This window comes from Thermomicrobium sp. CFH 73360, from assembly GCF_023806465.1.
Lineage (GTDB): Bacteria > Chloroflexota > Chloroflexia > Thermomicrobiales > Thermomicrobiaceae > Thermomicrobium.
This window is the reverse complement of record NZ_JAMSLS010000002.1, coordinates 269,969-287,060: the sequence shown is the minus strand read 5'-3', so window position 1 is coordinate 287,060 and position 17,092 is coordinate 269,969. Positions and strand designations below refer to the sequence as shown.

Annotated in this window: 20 protein-coding genes; all 20 read right to left on the bottom strand. The window is 62.0% G+C overall.

The genetic code is table 11. The features are described 5' to 3' along the window. Nucleotides 1-439: 439 nt before the first annotated feature. Entirely contained in the window at nt 440-1,513 is a 1,074-nt protein-coding gene (locus tag NET03_RS04695) for a lipoate--protein ligase (RefSeq protein ID WP_252127740.1), read from the bottom strand. Nucleotides 1,514-1,529: 16 nt separating this feature from the next. Further along, nucleotides 1,530-1,991 carry a biotin/lipoyl attachment domain-containing protein gene (locus NET03_RS04690; protein WP_252127739.1) on the bottom strand — a complete coding sequence of 154 codons (462 nt, stop codon included), beginning with the start codon at nt 1,989-1,991 and terminating at the stop codon, nt 1,530-1,532. After that, nucleotides 1,991-2,428, bottom strand: a complete 438-nt coding sequence (gene gcvH, locus NET03_RS04685; protein WP_252127738.1) for a glycine cleavage system protein GcvH — start codon at nt 2,426-2,428, stop codon at nt 1,991-1,993. Before gcvH ends, NET03_RS04690 begins: the two co-directional genes overlap by 1 nt. Beyond that, nucleotides 2,425-2,718 (bottom strand): hypothetical protein, encoded by a 294-nt coding sequence (locus NET03_RS04680; RefSeq protein WP_252127737.1) that lies wholly within the window; start codon nt 2,716-2,718, stop codon nt 2,425-2,427. Before NET03_RS04680 ends, gcvH begins: the two co-directional genes overlap by 4 nt. Further along, nucleotides 2,715-3,188 carry a hypothetical protein gene (locus NET03_RS04675; RefSeq protein WP_252127736.1) on the bottom strand — a complete coding sequence of 158 codons (474 nt, stop codon included), beginning with the start codon at nt 3,186-3,188 and terminating at the stop codon, nt 2,715-2,717. Before NET03_RS04675 ends, NET03_RS04680 begins: the two co-directional genes overlap by 4 nt. After that, on the bottom strand, nt 3,185-5,227 hold the full coding sequence (locus tag NET03_RS04670) for a heterodisulfide reductase-related iron-sulfur binding cluster (protein ID WP_252127735.1): 2,043 nt from the start codon (nt 5,225-5,227) through the stop codon (nt 3,185-3,187). Before NET03_RS04670 ends, NET03_RS04675 begins: the two co-directional genes overlap by 4 nt. Nucleotides 5,228-5,231: 4 nt before the next feature. Beyond that, nucleotides 5,232-6,197 (bottom strand): electron transfer flavoprotein subunit alpha/FixB family protein, encoded by a 966-nt coding sequence (locus tag NET03_RS04665; protein ID WP_252127734.1) that lies wholly within the window; start codon nt 6,195-6,197, stop codon nt 5,232-5,234. A 15-nt stretch (nt 6,198-6,212) separates the two neighbouring features. Then, nucleotides 6,213-6,980 (bottom strand): electron transfer flavoprotein subunit beta/FixA family protein, encoded by a 768-nt coding sequence (locus tag NET03_RS04660; RefSeq protein ID WP_252127733.1) that lies wholly within the window; start codon nt 6,978-6,980, stop codon nt 6,213-6,215. Next, nucleotides 6,977-8,278, bottom strand: a complete 1,302-nt coding sequence (locus NET03_RS04655; protein WP_252127732.1) for a (Fe-S)-binding protein — start codon at nt 8,276-8,278, stop codon at nt 6,977-6,979. The genes NET03_RS04660 and NET03_RS04655 overlap by 4 nt, the downstream gene beginning before the upstream one ends. Nucleotides 8,279-8,291: 13 nt before the next feature. After that, complete coding sequence (locus NET03_RS04650; RefSeq protein WP_252127731.1) at nt 8,292-9,089, bottom strand: hypothetical protein; 798 nt, start codon at nt 9,087-9,089, stop codon at nt 8,292-8,294. 10 nt (nt 9,090-9,099) lie between these two features. Then, nucleotides 9,100-9,351: a YgaP family membrane protein gene (locus NET03_RS04645; RefSeq protein ID WP_252127730.1), complete on the bottom strand. Its 252-nt coding sequence runs from the start codon at nt 9,349-9,351 to the stop codon at nt 9,100-9,102. 28 nt (nt 9,352-9,379) lie between these two features. Then, nucleotides 9,380-10,450 (bottom strand): CoB--CoM heterodisulfide reductase iron-sulfur subunit A family protein, encoded by a 1,071-nt coding sequence (locus NET03_RS04640; RefSeq protein WP_252127729.1) that lies wholly within the window; start codon nt 10,448-10,450, stop codon nt 9,380-9,382. 10 nt (nt 10,451-10,460) lie between these two features. Then, on the bottom strand, nt 10,461-11,678 hold the full coding sequence (locus NET03_RS04635; protein ID WP_252127728.1) for a heterodisulfide reductase-related iron-sulfur binding cluster: 1,218 nt from the start codon (nt 11,676-11,678) through the stop codon (nt 10,461-10,463). Next, nucleotides 11,675-12,379 (bottom strand): 4Fe-4S dicluster domain-containing protein, encoded by a 705-nt coding sequence (locus NET03_RS04630; protein WP_252127727.1) that lies wholly within the window; start codon nt 12,377-12,379, stop codon nt 11,675-11,677. The genes NET03_RS04635 and NET03_RS04630 overlap by 4 nt, the downstream gene beginning before the upstream one ends. Then, nucleotides 12,376-12,645, bottom strand: a complete 270-nt coding sequence (locus NET03_RS04625) for a thioredoxin family protein (protein ID WP_252127726.1) — start codon at nt 12,643-12,645, stop codon at nt 12,376-12,378. Before NET03_RS04625 ends, NET03_RS04630 begins: the two co-directional genes overlap by 4 nt. Next, complete coding sequence (locus NET03_RS04620; protein ID WP_252127725.1) at nt 12,642-13,127, bottom strand: biotin/lipoyl attachment domain-containing protein; 486 nt, start codon at nt 13,125-13,127, stop codon at nt 12,642-12,644. The genes NET03_RS04625 and NET03_RS04620 overlap by 4 nt, the downstream gene beginning before the upstream one ends. Nucleotides 13,128-13,129: 2 nt before the next feature. Then, nucleotides 13,130-13,513 (bottom strand): DsrE family protein, encoded by a 384-nt coding sequence (locus tag NET03_RS04615; protein WP_252127724.1) that lies wholly within the window; start codon nt 13,511-13,513, stop codon nt 13,130-13,132. A 17-nt stretch (nt 13,514-13,530) separates the two neighbouring features. Next, entirely contained in the window at nt 13,531-14,052 is a 522-nt protein-coding gene (locus tag NET03_RS04610) for a DsrE/DsrF/DrsH-like family protein (protein WP_252127723.1), read from the bottom strand. An 18-nt stretch (nt 14,053-14,070) separates the two neighbouring features. After that, on the bottom strand, nt 14,071-14,313 hold the full coding sequence (locus NET03_RS04605; protein ID WP_252127722.1) for a sulfurtransferase TusA family protein: 243 nt from the start codon (nt 14,311-14,313) through the stop codon (nt 14,071-14,073). 639 nt (nt 14,314-14,952) lie between these two features. Continuing rightward, the gene (locus tag NET03_RS04600) at nt 14,953-16,800 is read right to left on the bottom strand and encodes a CARDB domain-containing protein (RefSeq protein ID WP_252127721.1); all 1,848 of its coding nucleotides are present in this window, start codon (nt 16,798-16,800) and stop codon (nt 14,953-14,955) included. Nucleotides 16,801-17,092 lie beyond the last annotated feature (292 nt).

Here is a 17,092-nt window from a genome sequence, read left to right as displayed (position 1 = left end):
GCGTGATGGACTAGGTCTTGCTGACCTGCTGAAGCACCCGCACTGAAACGTTACGCATGGCAAATGCTCCTGGCAGGGGAGGCAGCCTCATCGGAGGCGCTCAGCGGGTCGTGCCCCGGCGACGCACTCGTCGCTCTGCCGAAGAACGTGCCTATCTCACGGAGGGCACTCTCCCATTGAAGGTGGTTTATCGTCCTTGTGCGACGACAGGCTGAGGTACACCCGCCCTGGCGTGACGAGACACCCGCGTTAGCTGCGAGACATTCTGCCCCGATGGTGCACTGATGCAGCTTCCGTCGAGGCACGATTCATGGTTCCTGCCCGAACCCGCTTGGCACTCGCTACCATAGAGGCGCCAGTCACAGTGCCGGCGCACCTGATCGATGTGCAAGGACCAACCACACCCTGCACGACCAGCTGCTCGACGAGCGCTGCAGGGTTAGATCGCAGAGTGGGCTGCCTGAGCGATCGCCTGTGCGAAGTCCTCGGCGGTGACACCGGGTGACTGCAGGCCCAGCGCGCGGTAGACCTCGCGGATGCGGACGGCGAGTTCCTCGCGCCGCGTGCTCAGGCCGCGTACCGCCTGCTCGATCGCGGCGAGGCCAAGTGCAGGTAACAGGGTGAAATCGCCACTGAGACTGACATCGTCGATCCGTCCGCCATGGGTGCGGACGATAACGCGGATCAGTCCGCCCGGCACCTTGAGCGCTGCCTCATGGAGGCGCACGTCGGTATGAATCTTGATCCCGGACTCCCGCAGGCCACCCTTCTGGTAGAGCCATTCCTCGGAGGCAAACCGTGCATCGAGTTCAGCGGCAACGGCCTCCTCTTCTGGCGTCAGCTCACCAAACTCGAGTTCCGCACCAAGTGCAGCTGAACACTGTTCCAGATAGGTGTGGACCACTTGATCGCGATCCGGCATGGTACCAAGCTCGCGCCGCATTGTGGTCATGTATTCCTCGAGGCTCTGGAACACTTTATCGCGCATCTTCTCGGAGGCAACTTTGAGCACTCGTGCCATTTGCTTGGTATCAAAGTCGAGCATGAGACTACCCACAAGGATTTCTGCGTCACCAATACTGGCTGCACCCGTTCCCCCGATCTTGCGACCGCGGACATGGATATCATTGATCGGTCGCCACGTCGCTTCAATGCCCCACTGACGGTAGGTCTCGACGAGCGGGCGCACGTACCAGGCGAAGCGGTCTTCGACCCGTACTGGGACAAGTTCCCGGGGGAAAATCCACTGGGTAAAGACCTGGTTGTGGTCGAGATACACTGCTCCGCCACCGACCTCACGCCGAATCACCGGCAGGCCAGCCTGCCGACAGTACTCAAGGTCGACCTCGCGCTCGGCGTCCTGGTGATAGCCGATCGAGACGTAGGGGTCGGTCGTTGACACAAGGAGGATGGTGGGTGGCGCATCCGACCGGAACGCGTAGCCGACTGCATGATACACCGTTTGGGAGCGTACGGGGCTGACGAGGCCGAGGTCAACGACGCGAATGCGCATGAGTGTCTCCTTTCACTCATTCTGCGCAGCGGAAGCAGGTGAGTCCCAATTCGTCAATTCGCTGGCGGTAACGCTGGAACGCCTCTTCGCCCGGCAGAAGGTCGTCCAGCTGCTCAGGGGCCAACGGCCGGACGAGGAGAAGCCAACCCTCCCCGTAGGGGTCGCGGTTGGCTAAGAGAATATCGCGCTCAAAGCCGGACTGGTTCGTCTCAAGAATCTCGCAGCGGAAAGGGGCAGGGAAGGGGCCGACCCACTTGCCGCTCTCAATGGTTGCCAGGGCGCGCCCCCGCTCGACGACTGTCCCCGGGCGTTTGAAGCGGATTGCCACCAGTTTCCCTGCTCGGGTCTGCGCCGGGTCGGTCATGCCGAGCCTGGCTTGTTCTCCCTCCAGCCGTACCCAGACGTCGTGCTCGACGTCGTAGAGGAGGTCAAGCGGGAGAATGCACCCCCGATAGACGCGGACACGCTCGTCCTGCATCACGCGCAGCTGATCCCTTCTTGCTCGAGCACTTGGCGGTAGGCCTCGACCGCCTGCGTGCCGGTGACGAGGAGTTTTGCCTCTCCCTCCCAGTCGTCCGGCCGGATACGGGCGAACCAGCCGGCTCCGTAGGGATCCTCGTTCAAGAGCTTTGGGTTGGCGATCGCGTCCTCGTTAACTGCCACGATCTCACCTGACACTGGCGAGGTCACCGGCCCGACCCATTTGCCGCTCTCGAGCGTCCCGGCGCTCTTACCACGTTGCACCTTGCGCCCCACTCCGCGGGGGGTAACACTAATGATCGTCTTCGCCAAGTGTTGTGCTGCGTCAGTGATCCCAATCGTGACTGTTCCGTCCGGCTCCGGACGGGCCCAGACATGCTTTTCGGGCCAGTAGTAGAGATCTTCCGGAACCCTGCAGCCACGAACGTCGCTCATTGTTCCCCTCCTCCTTCTCCATGCTCACCGCGCAGGTGGTGCAAGAGCAGATCAAAGAGAACGAGCCGGATTTCATAGGCGTATTCCTCGAGAAAGCGCGGATCTCGTCGCGCCTTGCGGATCGGTTGCTCCCAGCTCGCACAGCAGAGCGGGCAGGTGACCGTGGCGAGGGTATATCCGGAGCGCTCATGCAGGCTGAAGGTGATCTGGTCGCCGTGCACTCCCGCCAGGTGCGCATGCATCGTTCCCCGGTCGGCGCGTAGGCGGCAATAGGGACAGGTGAAGCTCATGACGTCGTGCTCCCGACCAGTTCTAGCCACTCGGCGATGCGCTCGCGCGTTTCAGTGATCACGGTGCCCAGCCAGTGCGAGAGGGTTCGCCCAAGCGGCGTCGACCGCACCGACTCGCCGTCGAGTTCCAGGATGACGAGTCCCGCGTGAGCCAGCCGCCCGAGCCGAAGGTACAGTGACGCACGGTCGAGACCGCTGGCGTCGCAGAGCCTCGCGAGCGAGACCGCCTCTTCGGTGCCAAGAAGCCGGAGCAGCCGGTAGTTTCCCTCTTCCGCTGCCGCCTGGACTGCCTGCAGGGTAAGGGTAGTACTGAGCGCCTCTAGTGTCCGCTGATCGCCTGCCAGTTGAGCGAGCCAGCCGACGAACTCGCGTTCCCCCTCGAGCCGGTCGAATCGATCCAGCGCCCGGGCGAGGACCCGGAAGCGGAGTGCCAATTCTTGGGCGATCACGTCACTCGCTTGCTCGCTCATCGGGCCTCCGACTCGACCGGTGCAGCCTCACGTTCCACGCCGTCGATCCCAATGGCGACAGCGACAAGTCGTGCCACATCGATCACGGTGAGGCGACCCTCATAGCCGGTCGTCTTCACCGCATCGCTGTACATCGCCATGTCCTTAGGGCAGGACACGACGAAATAGCGAAGGTCGTCCCCCAGCGCGACTGCCTCACGGATCCGCTGCTCACTTGGTCGTTCCTGCCCGCCGCTGTCCATCCAGATTTGGCCGCCGCCGGCCCCGCAGCAGTAGGTGTTTTCACCGTGTCTCGGCATCTCACGGAGCTCCAAGCCGAGTGCCCGGATGATGCGGCGCGGTGCTGCGGTGATCCGGTTGTAACGGCCAAGATAGCAGGGGTCATGATAGGTCACCGCGGCACGTAGCGGTTGCTGGACGCGCAGTATTCCTCGTTCGAGCAGTTCGGCCAGCACTTCGGTGTAGTGGTAGACCGGGACCTGGAAGCCATAAGCCGGATACTCGTTCTTGAGCGCATTATAGGTATGGGGATCGGTCGTGACGATGGCGCGGAACTGCGCTTTCTTGAGGGCGGCGAGGTTCTGTTCCACCAGCATCTCGAACAACCCTTCCTCGCCGACCCGTCGCACGTCATTGCCAGCGTTCCGCTCGTCCTCGTAGAGGATCCCGAAGTCGAGCCCAGCCGCCTGGAAGAGCTGGGCGACTGTCTTCGTGTTCTCCTGCATCCGTGGGTCGAAGGAAGCGAAGTCACCAACGAACCAGAGATATTCGACCGGCTCCTTCCGCGCGTCCTTAATCGAAAAGGGAAGTTCCTTCGCCCAACGGGCACGCTGGCGGGCAGGTTTGCCAAAGGAGTTTCCGTACCGGGCAAGGCTTTCCAGGGCGCTTTGAAGATTGGGGTCAAGCGGGTCGCCGCGGTTCACCAGTGCGCGGCGGATGTCGATCAAGTCGAGCATCGGGCGGTTGCCTACTGGGCAGATGCGCACGCAGGCAGCACACGTGGTACAAGACCAGACAGCTTCCTTCGACGTTGCAATCTCTAACAGTGGGGGAGAAGTGGCTCCTCCGGCGAAGGTCGCGAGGTTGCGGTTGAGGTAGTACCGCTTGTTGATCTCGAGCGCCGCCGGACTCAGCGCTCGTCCGGTGCCATGGGCCGGACAAACATCTTGGCAGCGATTGCACATGATGCAGGCGTAGGCATCGAGCAGCTGATACCAGCGGAGCTGCTCGAGGCGCTCAGCACCGATGGTTCCGTCACTACTGGGCGGCGGTTCAAGCTGACCGAGTGGTCGCGCTTCTCGGAGGATCAGGTTGAGTGGCGCCATAAAGAGGTGAATATGCTTGGAGTACGGGAAATAGGGGAGGAAGGCCAGAATCAGGCCGAGTGCCAACCACCAGGTCACATGACTTGCCGTCGTAAGCGCTGCCTCGCTCCAGCCATGGAAGAGTGTTGCGACCAAACTCGCTGTCGGCTGGCTCCAATCGGGCTGCCCGCTTTCTGCCACCCGTACAGCCTGGCCGATCCAGCGTGAGCCGACGTGGAGGAGGATGAAGCCGCCGACGATCGCTGAGTCACGTGAGATACCGAAGCGGACACTTGGCAGGAGCAACACGCGCTGGTTGAAGCGGAACGGCCGTAGCCCAAAGCGTCGGATTAGCAGCCCCAGCATCCCGGCGAGTGCTGCCACACTCAGCAGGTCGGCGATCAGGTTGTAGAGCGCAGCGACACCACTCCGGTGGAGCGTACTAAAGCCGGTAAAGCCCTCGAGAAGGTCAAGGATATTGACCAGCCCATAGAAGACGAAGGCAAAGAAGACTCCTGCGTGCAACAGCGAGACCAACGGGCGTGTCCGGAAGATCGGCCGTTGGAGCAGGATGTCCAGGCTCACCGGGATGACACGGTGGAAGAAGAGCCTCCAGTTCGGACGGCCCTGACCGCGGGCAATTGCTCGCACGATGCGAGACACACCGTGCGCGGTGAGCAGGAGCGAGGCGAGGGCAAGGAGAACGAAAGCGATCCGTTCTGGTGTCGTCAGCACGGCGTCAGCCCTCCAGTCGCTCCAGAAGTGCCTCACTCACTTCGAAGAGATCCGCAACCGCTCCGTAGTCGGCCACGCCGAAGATCGGCGCCTTGGGGTCCTTGTTGACCGCGATGATCAGCTCGGCGTCCTTCATTCCCTCCAAATGCTCGGGAGCGCCACTGATACCGAGCGCAAAGTAGAGCTTCGGCTTAACCTTGAGTCCTGACTTCCCAACTTGCCGCGAGCGCGGGAGCCAGCCGGCATCAACCAGTGGACGCGATGCAGCCAACACTGCGCCCAGTGCCTGTGCCACTTGCTCGGCGAGCTCCAGATTGTCCTTGCTTTCAATGCCGCGACCCACCGCGACGATCTTCTCGGCCCGGGTGATGTCCACGTCTGCTGCCTCCGGTCGCTCCAGGACAACGGAGCGCGTGCGGAGCGCGGCGAGTTCGGCAGGTGCATCACGCCGCTCGATCTTCCCCGGGGCGCCAGGGTTGACTGCGTCGGCCGCGAAGGCGCCAGCGAGTGCTGCGATTACCGTGGGTCGTTCATCGAGCGTGACGTCAGCCAGGATCTTGCCGCCGAAGAGCTGGGCGGTTGCAACCAGCCGACTCCCGCGGTGCTCGAGTGCTTGGCAGTAGGCGACAAGCGGCCACTCGAGGGCTGCGGCAACCCAGGCGGCTACGTCCATCCCAAGAGAGGTGTTGGGGACGAGCAGAAGGCGCGGCAGATCGGCCGGCAGTAGCGCAGCGAGGACACGTGCGGTCGGCTCGGGTGCAAGATGGTGGAGCGCCGAATGCTCGACCACCGTCACGCTGTCAGCTGGTAGACTTTCGGCCAAGTGTCCAACGCGCTCACCAAAAAGATATGCCTGGACGCTCGCACCGTCGGTATTGGCGATGCGCCGTGCCAGGCCAAGTAACTCGAACGTGACATCCGTCGGCTGGCCTTCCAGGTGTTCGACCAAGACTGCGATTCGCTGAGTCATTGTCGACTCCCTCCCTCAGAGTAGGCCGCGTGCCCGGAGGAGTTCGATGATCCGGTCGGCGATCTCAGCTGGACTGCCCGTCAATATCTCGGCTCGACCCGCCTGCTCCGGCACGCGGAGCGTGGTGACCGCCGGGACCAGCCCATCCGGTGCTTCGACCTCGCGGGTCTCGATGCTGGCCTCACGCATCACCTGCCGCACGCGGCTGATGGGGACGTATCGTGGTGCCTGGCGCGCGGCCTGGACGCCGAGCACTGCGGGGAGCTCCAGTTCGAGCGTCATCGTGATGCCACCCCACAGTTCCTTACGTACCTGCACTACACCGTCCACGAGCTCACTTCCGATGACGACACTGGCGTGCGGCCAGCCGAGCAAGGCGGCCAACGTCGGCGCGAGCTGGCCGTCGAGATCGTCCGGAGCCTGCACGCCCGTGAGCACCAGGCGTGGCCCGAGTTCTTGGATGACCGGCACGAGCAGCCGCGCGGCAGCCCGCGTACTTAGCCACGTCCCCTCAAAGTCGCCGGTCAGCTTGATAGCCCGCCGAGCTCCCTTGGCGAGCGCGGTGTAGAGTGTCTGATCAAGCTCACCGGTAGTATCGATACCAACTGCAACGACTTCGTCGCCGCTTGCTTCGGCGAGAAGCAGCGCTTCCTCTAAAGCGTGGTCGTCGTACTCGTTCAGGACGTAGCTGACCGCATCCCGGTCGAGGTCGGTACCAGAGGGAGCAATCGCCAGCTCCTCGACGACGTCCGGTACCTGCTCCATCACCACGACAATGGTCATGCTGCATCCTCCCCGATCAACCCCATTGCTTCTGCCAGCAGTTCCGCGATATCGCGCACGCGCAGGCGTCCCTCGACACCAGTCGACTTGGCGGCATCTTCAAAGCGCGACACTTCATATGGACAGCAAACAACCAGGGTGTCTGCACCGGTACTGACCGCCTCGAGGACGCGCTCCTCAGAGAGACGGCGACGCTGGTGGCCGGCGGCGAAGCTGTCCAACCACATCCCGCCCCCACCGCCACCACAGCAGTAAGAGTTCTCGCGGCAGCGGAGCATCTCGACAAACTCCACCCCCGGCAAGGCTTGAATGAGTTGTCGCGGCGCGTCGTACTCGCCGTTGTGGCGACCAAGATAGCAGGGGTCGTGGAAGGTCACCCGGTAGGGTAAGGATTTGGTCAGGAGTGGCTGCAGTTTGGGGAGCTCGCGTGCCAGCAGCGTCGTATAGTGCCAGACGTCGTACTGCCCGCCAAGCTTTGGATAGTGCTTGCGGAAGGCGTTGAGCGCATGGGGGTCAGTGACCACGATGTGCCGGAACTCGTACTTCGCAAGGGTTCGGATATTCTCCTCTGCCAGCATCTCGAAGAGCCCGCGCTCGCCCGCCAGCCGCTGGGAGTCTCCGGCGCACTTCTCCTCCCGACCCAGGATGGCGAAATCGAGCCCGAGCGCGTTGAAGATACGGGCCAGGGCAATGGAGGCATCGATCCCCCGTGGGTGGTAGGAGGGATAGCACTCGACCCACCAGAGCCACTCAACCGGACGCTGGATCTGGTGGAGGATCGGCACCGGCACGCCGGCATCCTTCACCCACGCTTCCCGCTTGCGGGCCGGTTGGCCGAGTGGGTTTCCGTATATGGCGGTGTTCTCGAGTGCCTCCTGCAGCTCGGCCGGAATCGCTCGCCCGGTCAGCATGGCGTGCTCCCGCGCTGCAGGCATGATCTGCACCATGTCGACCAGCTTCGGGCAGACCCGTAGACAGTTGGCACAGGTCGTGCACAGCCAGAGGTCGGGAGAATCGAGCAAGTTGATGCCCGTCTGGGCGCGCCGATAGAGCTTGCGCGGGCCATAGTCGCCAACCACGTCGACAGGGCAAACAGGCACGCACTTGCCACACTGGTAGCACCAGGCGAATGACTCGGCTCCTGGCAGCTGGGCGATCTCTTCAATGAGATCGGGTGAATAGTCCCAGATCACCCGCTGGCCGAACATACGGTTCCAGGGACCAGAGATGTCCATCCCTTCGACGATCGCTGTTTCCCGTTCCCAGACTTCCGCAACTTTCTTGAGACTCGGATCCATCTGGTGACTCCTCTCACACCTGCGCTCGAGCAGGGCGTGGTAAGCCCAAGAGTCGCCGGGCCAGATCCGGCAGTGAGGGAAGGAGCCGGTTGAACTCGCGACTCAGCCGCCAGTTCGTGATGCCGTAAAGGTAGACGCTGTAGGCGATCGCCAGGAAAGCGTCCGTCGCAAAGGGGCCGCGTTCCGGATCATCGGCCAGCTCGGCCGAGAGAAGGCCACTGTTCCGGCCGAGTTCCGCTCCCATCGCGACGAGCGCGCCGAGGTGGCGATATTGGATGCCGACGTCTTCTCCTTGGAGGGCGTGCGTTGTGGAGGCCAGCAAGGGCAGGATGCCGGTACGGTGCTCGACGTCCCATAACCAGCGCGTCCAGAGCCAATAGCGGCGCGGTGTCGCGAGGTGCAGTAGCCCAGTTGCCGTTTCTAAGGCCAGACGCCGGTCGGCCGTTCCACAGGCGGTGAGGAAGTACCGCAAGCGCTCCTCAACCGGTGCTTCCTCGGTGAGGAGTTTTGGAAGCGCCTCGCAGCTGTGGAGGTGCTGCAGCAGACCGGCTGCTGCCTGGGCCTGCTTGGCGGTTGGGGTCAGTGAGTTGGCCAGGACGTGAAGAGTCTCCGGCTCGCAGGGAGAGCCGCTGGCCAGGGCAAAGACCGTTGGAAGCAGCCGCTGGCGTCGTGCCAGCAGCTCCGCAGTCAGCTGCACGATGTCATCCGGGGCGACTTGCTGCAGCCCTTCCTGGAGCGTTTCTTGGAGCTCCGGATCATCAGGACCAGTCTTCGGCTTGATGAGGTGGCTTGGCCGCAAGGGCTGGCTCATCGTCGTCTCCTTACGTCCGACCGCGGATGTCTCGTCCCCAGAAGCCAACCCCGAATAGTGGACCCAAGAGGCAGAAGTCGAAGACACCAGCAGCGATCGGGATCAGTCCAATCGCCTCCATGATCCAGCTCCAGGGAGCGGGAAGCACAAAGACCCCAAGAAGGATCAAGATCACACCAAGAACGATGCGCAGGATGCGGCCAGCGCCACTTGCCATGAACCGGATGAAGGGATTCACGGTTGGTTCTGTCCGCTGCGCCATGATCTGCCTCCTCTCGGCGAAAGACTGCTCAGTCCGCAGCAACGGGTGCCTGGCGCAGTGCAGCGACTGCCCGTGCAGCTGCGAGTCCCGCTGTCGCGAAGGTATCGTCGAGATCAGCTGGCCGTGCTGCTGCGCCGACGACGAAAATTCCGGGGCGCGAAGTGGCGACCGGATCAAGCCCGCTTGGGCCGCCTGCTTCGATGTAGCCGTACTTGTTCTGCGCGATCCCCAGGAGACGAGCCATCTGGCGTGTGCCACTACTGGGTTCCATGCCGACCGAGAGCACAACCAAGTCGACCGTGATCTCCATCGGTCGTCCCATGGTCGTGTCCTCACCCCGAATGAGGAGACGATCACCTTTGGGCAGAATCTCGCTGACGATCCCTTTGACATAGTTCACTTTGTATTGCTCCTGGGCCGGCCAGTAGAGCTCGTTTTCCCAGTAGCCGTACATCCGCATGTCGATGTAGAAGATGAACACGCGGGCGTTGGGTAGCTGCTGTTTGATCTCGATCGCCTGCTTCGAGGCGATACCACAACAGACCTTGGAGCAGAATTCGTTGCCAATCTGGCGATCCCGTGACCCGACGCACTGGATAAAGGCCACTCGCTCCGGTGGTTGCCCATTGGAAGGGCGAACGACCTGGTGGGCCTTGAGCATCGCCTCCATGTCACTCAGCGTGACCACGTCAGGGAAAGAATAGTAGTTATACAACTGGGTCTCCCGCCCCGGATCGAAGTGCTGGAAGCCGGTGGCGACGATGATGGCGCCAACCGTCCGTTCCTGCATCCCCTCCGGAGTGCGAATGGTGACGCGGAAGTTGCCGACTTCTCCCTCACACGCGGTCACTTCGCTCCGCGTGAGTATTTCCACCAGCGGTTGGGAGGTTACAGCAGCGATGAGTTCACCAAGGGCTTCCTCGGCATCACGGAAGTGGTGGGTGAGCTTTGCGTAATGCTCAGCATCCGGCGTTCCTCCCAGCCGGTGTCGTCGCTCCACCAGCACCACTGGGGTACCAAGTGCAGCGACGGTGCGGGCGGCTTCTAGCCCGCCAGGGCCACCACCGATCACTAACACTGCCAGTCCGTTCTCACGCACAGCATCCCCCTTACCGTGTCAGAATTGGCTGTTCAGCATCTTCCCAGGTCAGGCCGGGTTTCTCGCCCCGCTCGATTGCTGCCAGGTCCTCCTCAAACTCGGCCCAGTGGCGCTGCCAGTCGATGCCAAGCTTCTCCAGCAGCGGGCGCCAGTCAGTGGAGTGCCAGTGCAGCTGGAGGACACGGAAGGGATGCGCGCCCATGGCCAGTGCGCCAACCTGCGAATCGGCGAGCACCGGGACGCCGACGCGGCGCTGGTGGGCCTTGGCGGCAAACTGGCTCTTGTCGAGGGTGGTGACGCAGCCGGTGTCGTGCGTGACCGTCATGTCGGGATTGGCTTCATCCTTCATGACCTCGATCTTGCGGAGGACGGCAAAGGAGCGAGTGAAATCACGTTGCACCAGGATGTGCCGGAAGCCGAAACCGCAGCAGTCAAACCAGGTCGAGTAGTCGGCAACGGTAATGCCCAGGGCCTGCAGGAGCGCAGTGACGGTCGCAGTACGTTGGCCACCGTAAATGTCCGGATCGTAAATTGCATCCTCCGCGACGATCTTGTAGTAGTGACAAGCCGGATGCACACAGGCGGTGATATTGCGCATGTCGATGACCTGCCGCTCAGCGATGCGGTGGCGCATGACGTGCACCCACTCGCTGTAGTGCACAATCTCTTCTGGCACCACGAGCGGCTTCCCGAGCTTGTCCAGGATGCGTCGGACTTGGTCACGGAGGTCCTTGTGGTGGACCAGTTGCTCGCGGAGTTCCTTGTAGTGACCATAGCTCGTGCCGCAGTGGATGAGTGGGTAGTAGCCCGTCTCATAGGCGGCCGCGAAGTTGCGACACATCACCAGGAGCTGGGCCACTGCATTCGAGGTTGCCGAGGCATAGTAGTTCCAGCCAGTGCAGGAGGTTTGATCGGTTGGATCGAGATAGTCGATCCCAAACTGTCGATTGAGCCAGAGAATTGAGGTCGTGTAGCCCGGAATGTGACCACATTGACCGCATGACTTATGATGCCACAAATGATCGATTGGCACCTTCTTTGTGCGACCGAACTTGGTGGTCACTTCGACGTAGGGTTCCGGCACACGCTGGACAATGAGCTCCCCACGCGCCTCGAGTTCAAAAAGTTCCTCACGGAGGTCTGGGCGTGGAGCCTCTTCGGGGTTCGGCCGGACGACCTGTGCCTTGCGTTCACGCAGCTCTGCCAAGGGGATCACGTGTTCGCTCATGATGCTGCCTCCAATTCTTCTTCCATGATCTCGACCAGGAGCTCGTAGAGCCCTTCGTCGACCTCGCGGATCACCTCCATGTTTCCGGTCTCAAACCAGATGGTGTAGAGCTCGCGCAGGGTCTTGTCGTCGGTGCGCCACGCCGCGTCGGTGACGTTGCGTAGCGTGTCGACCGGGATTGCTTTGCGCCAAGCGGTCATGTTGCGGCTGAACTCGCGCACCCACGGACCCCAGTCGGGGAAGAAGTCCGGTTGCAACATATCGGGGGAGACCTGGTTACCCTTCAGCATGATCTTGTAAATGACGCGCGAGTAACCCTGGAGTGCCTGCTGGGCTTGCTCCAGGCCATGCCGGACGGCGACCTCACGCATCAACGTGACGAGCCCGCCAGGGTTATTGCCGCGGGGGCAGCGGACGCACGAGAAGCACTGGGCGCAATTCCAGATATCCTCCATCACGATCTCGTAGAAACGGTCGACGTCCTCACGCGCCAACGCCTGAGCGATGACGCGTGGGCTGAAGTCGTAGAAGCGAGCCGAGGGACAAGCGGAGACGCAGATTCCACACTCGTAACAGCCATAGAGGAAATCCGGATAACGCGGGTCACTCTTCACTTCCTCGAAGAGCTGACGTTTGGTCTCCTCCGCGACATCCGCATAGCGTTGGCTCGCTTTTGTGGGGCTCCACGTCGCGACGCTCATACGGCACCTCCGATGCGGCTCGCGCGCTGGACGAGTGCGCGCAGCTCTTCCCAACTTGGCACACCGACGAATCGCTCGCTGTCTACGACGATGGTGGGGACGATGACAACACCAGCTGCCTGGGCGAGAGCACGTCCCTGCGGTGTTGCCAGGCTGACCATCTCGACCTCCGTCTCCGGCTCCTCCCGGATGAGCTGTTCCACCAAAGCCAGTGCTTCAGTGCAGCCGTGACAGATCGGGTGGGTGAAAAGACGGAGGCGTGTCATGGCAGCTCGTACCCCGCGCAGTGCACGCAATCGTCCAACCCGCGGCGTGACATGAAAGCGTCATAGGCCCCGATCGCCTCGTGCCCCGTGAGCAGGTCGGCAAGATCATGTTCGAGATCATCCGGCTGGAGCCGCACCAGCCAGCCTCGGCGATAGGGGCTCCGGTTGACGAGTTCGGGATCCTCGAGTAGGGCAGCGTTCGTCTCCAGAAGAAGGCCACTGACTGGTGTACGGTAGGCACCAAGCCACTTTGCACTCTCGACCACTGCGACCGTGGCGTCGTGTGCGTAGTGGCGCCCGGTTGGACGGAAGGTGACGTGGAGAATGCGGCCAGCGACCGTCTGAGCGACGTCGGTGTAACCGAGTGTCACCGTCCCGTCAGCTTCGACGCACACCCATTGATGCTGCTCGATCCGGTAATGGAGGTCGAGCGGGAGGATGCAGCTCTGGACGATGGCAAAGGACGGTGCCTCGCGCGTCATGGTTAGAACGCCACCACTGCATCGGCCTCCAATGCCATCAGGTTGAAGGCCGCTCCGCCGATCATCTGTACTCCCTCGATCAGGTCATCCATCGTGAGGCCGTGGAGGTCCAGTGACGGCTGACAGACGTAGAGCTTGACCCCCAGCTCCAGTGCCTGATCGATGAAGTGTTTGAGTTTCGCGCCGCCCCCTCCGGCTTTGGGGACGACGAGCGTCTCAGGGACGCCCTTCTTGAGCAACGTCGGGCCATTCATCGTGAAGTAAATGGCTGCTTCGATATCCATGGCCGCTGCGGCAGCGGCCAAGAAGAAGGGCGTCGCACTTCGCTCCGGGGTGTCTACCCCGTGGGTTTGGACATACAGGATCTTCTTGGTCTCCTCGCTCACGATCGTCCATCCCCCCGTCAGACGAACAGCGAGACATCAGCGTCGCCTGCAAACTCGAGGAAGGTCGCGGCCCCGCCAACGGTGCATTCCGGAATGAAGTCCTCCTTCTTGAAGCCGAAGACGTCCATGGTCATCTGGCAGGCGATCAGATTGACACCAGCGTCAATACACATCTGGCGGAGCTCCAAGAGTGAGGGGACGCCCTTTTGTTTGAATGTTTCCTGCATGAGTGAGGTTGCCAGGAGCGAGAAGCCCGGGAGTGCCTCCACGATGGCAGGGATCGGCCAGGAGATCTGGCGGAAACCTGGGGGCCCGAAGGGCATTTTGAGCGGCATGGCTGGATTACCGAGCGGGCTGACCTTGGGATCGTAGTTCCGCAACAAGAGTGGTAGCCCATAGAAGGTAAAGAAGATGCCAACCTCCCAGCCCATGGCCGCGGCTGTCGAGCCGAGGATGAAGGGAGGATAGGCAAAGTCCAGCGTCCCTTTGCTGGCAATGATGGCCAGTCGCTTCGGTGCGTCAGGATCGCGTCGGGCCATGGCCTCCTCCTCTCGAACTCAGCGCATGCGACGGAAGAAAAAGACGTACTTGCCGTCTTCCTCGTGGGCATCGATCAGCTCGTTGCCAGTCTGGCGTGCCCAGGCCTCCATGTCGGCTGGTGCGCCTGGGTCGGTAGCAATCACCTTCAGTACCTGCCCGATACCGAGTTCCTTGATCGCCTTGGAGGTGCGGATCACCGGCAGCGGGCAGAGCAAGCCGCTGCAATCGAGCACGCGGTCCGGCTGCAAAACCTCCGTCATGCCGTCGCCTCCTCTACTAATGCACCCTACTCGGGTACAGTACCCCTGAATTGCGAAGCACTACACGCATTAGGAATCATCCACATGATAGCAGGCACCCGGTCATCAGTCAACAAGGTGACGCTGGGTGACCCGATACGGCCAGCTGATGTCCCTCAGGGGGACCGTGAGGCCCCAAGCGACACACTGCCAGACACAGCGTTCGACCCTGCCGCATCCTTCGCGCGGTGCAGTGGGAGTCGTTTGAACTCACGGAGTGGGAATGCCGCACCGACTTGGCGAGGACTGTGCGGCATTGTCCCGCACAATGAGGGTATCAGCCCGCCTTACGGTTGAGCTCTCTTTCTGTTCGAGGACAATCCGTGCTGGTTATGGGAACTGAGCAGTTGTGCGCGTGCCAACGGTTCGGACGGTGGTTCCGCTCACGGGCTGTTGCAGATCCGGTCTCCTTCCTCCGGGAGTGACTCGGCTGCAGGGGGGCGAAGGCGCTCGGGTGACCATTCATGGCCACCCGAGCATTGCGGAAGGACCATTGTGCGTCTTGGGCCACAGAGCCTGCAGTGGCTCGCGATTCCCAAAATGGAGCCAGTCACGGTGAACCCATTCAGGATCCACGGCCTTGCTTTAGCGAGCCGCTGCTCATTCGGTCAGGGTGATCGTCTGCTCGACCACCAAGAGTTCGTTATCTTCGGCTAGTCCGTTGTCGTTACGGTCGAGCCAAAGCTGAACCTGGAATGTGTCACCAGGCCCACCTTCTTGGACGAACACCCTCAACGTCGTACCGTAGTTTCCCACCCAGTACCGCCGCGCTTTGACGACCCCGCTGCAGTCGAGTGCCACGCGGGCAGTACCGTCCTGAACCTGCACCACGAGCGGTACAGATGGGCCACCCTCAGCGCGTACGCGGAGGCTGAGCGGACCTTCAGTGCTGCATGCGCCCGTCGTCCACGGCGTTGCCGGATCCCCGTCCACGGCAATGCCGACGGCCTCCACGCTCGCGCCGGTAATCCAGCTGGAGCGGAAGTATTCCAAGCGTTGTTCGGTCGCCTCGCAAAGGCCATTCCGATTACGATCCAAGCAGAGGATGATCTCATCTTCACCAGGGTTCGTTCCTTGGTACTGGAATGTGACTTTCCCTTCCCAATCGGTCTCCCCCACCTGATACCCGTTGTTAGCGCCGCTCCAGGCCGCGATCACCTGCTGCCCGGCGACTCCACCCCAAACGGTACCAGAACCACCTGGAACTAACAGAACCTCCACGGTAATTACGCGAGATTCACCAGTCCGGAGATAGCTGAAGACAGGTCCAGGCCATGAAGAGAGGTAAATCTCGTCGATCGTGCCCCATGCCACCTCCGTCTCACGCCAAGGCTCGTCACTTGATCCGGAACCCCTGTCGCACTCTCCGTTGCGGTTCAAGTCGGCGCAGGCGGCAACCGAGACTGTTCGCCACCATCCCGTCGGTACCGTGTCACGCTGGAAGCTGAAACGCGCGCAGCCCTCAGAGTCCGTCACCTGCGAACCTTTGCGTTCCAGACTCACAAGAAAGATCACCGGAAGGTTTGGAAGCGGACTGCCACCAAGCCAAGCACAGTACGTGACTTCCACAGGTTGTCCGACAAGCTGTGCTTGGGTGCTCCGGCGCAGCTCCTGTCGCAAGCCGAAGTAGATCCAAGCGGGCTGTGCTCGGGGCTCATTCGTGTCACAGCGACCATTGGCGTTCGTGTCAGCGCAAGTGAAGAGACGTATGACACGTGAGGACCCATCCCCACAGATTCGCTGAGGGGGCACGTAGCCATACGAATTAGTCGTACCGAGTACCAGCCACTCGGCGGGTTCTTGATCCTCCGAAGCTGTCCCGTAGAGCACGCGGACATTCGGGACACCGGTAGAGTCACGGTGCACCCCAGCCGTGATGTCGGCACACCCGTTCACCGCTGGATCCAGTGGCGACACCCTTAAGCCGAGTTGAAGCTGACCACCGGATGGCATGCTACCGTCGCTCGGCGGAGTCCCGCGCGGTTTGGGCAGACGGGCCGAGCGCCGGTTGTTCGTCTCCCGTCGCTCAGCGATCGCATTGTCCGGATCAACGACTGCGACCAGGTACGGGCGGCTGGCTGGATCACTGGGCTGGACCGTCGTCTCGATACGGATCGACTCGCGTGGCTGCAATGCAGTGACAGGCTCGCTCGCCACGATAGTCTCAGCCCCGTCCCTGGCTGACCGCAGCATGAGCCTCACGGATGTCGCACCACTGGGAGCCCTACCGCGGTTGGTGACGCGAATTTCGACCTGGTAGACCCCGTACTGGTCAGTAGAACGGATACGGAGGGCGGAGACGGTGAGATCGGGTAGCGACTCCGCAGCGAAGGCCTTCCCTGGAAGAAAGCTCAGGACGAGAAGCACAGTGAGAAGTCCGGACAGCCTACTCCAACGTCGCCACGTGAACCCACGACTACTGCGAAGCGCGAGCTGCGTGGCTTCCATCCCTTCCCCCATCTGTGCGCTTCTTTCGCTGACCGATCAGCGGAGCTGGTCGGTCAGCGATGCCTAGGACTTGGGTCGCACATGAAAGGACTTTCTGGTTAAGCCAAGTCTATGCGGTCGTAACAAGTGTCGTCAAGTGTCCCAAAAAGTTCGGGTTCCAGCGGAAGACGGGTGGGGTGAAGTGTGAGACGCCTACGGTCTCGCTACCTGGGTGGTGAGCCGTGTCGCACCGCTCGCCTGACAAGTGGTGATGGTGGTCCGTCGAACCTGGCGCGTGAGAGGTGGCCGGGTT

Excerpts from the sequence above, each read along its gene's own strand:
- NET03_RS04695 (WP_252127740.1), bottom strand. The coding sequence starts at position 1,513 with ATGCGCATTCGCGTCGTTGACCTCGGCCTCGTCAGCCCCGTACGCTCC.
- NET03_RS04690 (WP_252127739.1), bottom strand. The coding sequence starts at position 1,991 with ATGCAGGACGAGCGTGTCCGCGTCTATCGGGGGTGCATTCTCCCGCTT.
- gcvH (WP_252127738.1), bottom strand. The coding sequence starts at position 2,428 with ATGAGCGACGTTCGTGGCTGCAGGGTTCCGGAAGATCTCTACTACTGG.
- NET03_RS04680 (WP_252127737.1), bottom strand. The coding sequence starts at position 2,718 with ATGAGCTTCACCTGTCCCTATTGCCGCCTACGCGCCGACCGGGGAACG.
- NET03_RS04675 (WP_252127736.1), bottom strand. The coding sequence starts at position 3,188 with ATGAGCGAGCAAGCGAGTGACGTGATCGCCCAAGAATTGGCACTCCGC.
- NET03_RS04665 (WP_252127734.1), bottom strand. The coding sequence starts at position 6,197 with ATGACTCAGCGAATCGCAGTCTTGGTCGAACACCTGGAAGGCCAGCCG.
- NET03_RS04660 (WP_252127733.1), bottom strand. The coding sequence starts at position 6,980 with ATGACCATTGTCGTGGTGATGGAGCAGGTACCGGACGTCGTCGAGGAG.
- NET03_RS04655 (WP_252127732.1), bottom strand. The coding sequence starts at position 8,278 with ATGGATCCGAGTCTCAAGAAAGTTGCGGAAGTCTGGGAACGGGAAACA.
- NET03_RS04650 (WP_252127731.1), bottom strand. The coding sequence starts at position 9,089 with ATGAGCCAGCCCTTGCGGCCAAGCCACCTCATCAAGCCGAAGACTGGT.
- NET03_RS04645 (WP_252127730.1), bottom strand. The coding sequence starts at position 9,351 with ATGGCGCAGCGGACAGAACCAACCGTGAATCCCTTCATCCGGTTCATG.
- NET03_RS04635 (WP_252127728.1), bottom strand. The coding sequence starts at position 11,678 with ATGAGCGAACACGTGATCCCCTTGGCAGAGCTGCGTGAACGCAAGGCA.
- NET03_RS04630 (WP_252127727.1), bottom strand. The coding sequence starts at position 12,379 with ATGAGCGTCGCGACGTGGAGCCCCACAAAAGCGAGCCAACGCTATGCG.
- NET03_RS04625 (WP_252127726.1), bottom strand. The coding sequence starts at position 12,645 with ATGACACGCCTCCGTCTTTTCACCCACCCGATCTGTCACGGCTGCACT.
- NET03_RS04620 (WP_252127725.1), bottom strand. The coding sequence starts at position 13,127 with ATGACGCGCGAGGCACCGTCCTTTGCCATCGTCCAGAGCTGCATCCTC.
- NET03_RS04610 (WP_252127723.1), bottom strand. The coding sequence starts at position 14,052 with ATGGCCCGACGCGATCCTGACGCACCGAAGCGACTGGCCATCATTGCC.
- NET03_RS04605 (WP_252127722.1), bottom strand. The coding sequence starts at position 14,313 with ATGACGGAGGTTTTGCAGCCGGACCGCGTGCTCGATTGCAGCGGCTTG.
- NET03_RS04600 (WP_252127721.1), bottom strand. The coding sequence starts at position 16,800 with ATGGAAGCCACGCAGCTCGCGCTTCGCAGTAGTCGTGGGTTCACGTGG.